Source organism: Pseudomonas sp. Q1 (assembly GCF_009935975.1).
Classification (GTDB): domain Bacteria; phylum Pseudomonadota; class Gammaproteobacteria; order Pseudomonadales; family Pseudomonadaceae; genus Aquipseudomonas; species Aquipseudomonas palleroniana.
In genome coordinates, this window is sequence record NZ_QODI01000088.1 from 1 (window position 1) to 518 (window position 518).

1 protein-coding gene is annotated in these 518 nt (G+C 48.5%); it reads right to left on the minus strand.

Annotated features, from left to right (window positions below; translation table 11 throughout):
• Window positions 1–5: 5 nt before the first annotated feature.
• Window positions 6–518 (minus strand): zona pellucida domain-containing protein (locus DK870_RS29265; RefSeq protein ID WP_161550444.1); only part of this gene is annotated, 513 nt, incomplete at its 5' end.

Consider the following 518-nt stretch of genomic DNA (forward strand, 5'->3'; position numbering starts at 1 on the left):
ACCACTCAAACAGATACCACAATGGGGCCAATGGTTGCTTTCACTTCTGAAACAAGGCCTGCATCAGACAGTTCGCGCCCTTTCCTGCTGGAGCCACATGTGGAGTCACAGCACACGCACACCTGGTCATTGTCATCCGCAGAAAGCCATCCATTTGCAAAGGAGCAAGCCTTGTTCTCCGGACTTATGGGTGTTGAAGCCACAACTGCTTTCAAAGCACATGTGATGTAGACCTGGGCACTATTTGACTGCAGGAATCTGAAAGCCTCCAACTGGAAGTGCAGTTTGTCATTCTGAACACGGTGCATAAAACTAGATGTTGAACCTGTAAGCTTTGCATCAACCAGGCACCCATGGTTCTCAATAAAGGAATATCTTGGAGTGGAGTTCACATCAGGGACCGCAGTGGCCACACAGCCATCCACAAACAAGCGCAAAGGAACATGGTTGTACTGATTCACAGAAGCCTCAACTTTCAAAGACTGCCCTAGGAAGTACTCATTGGATGGCCTCTCAAA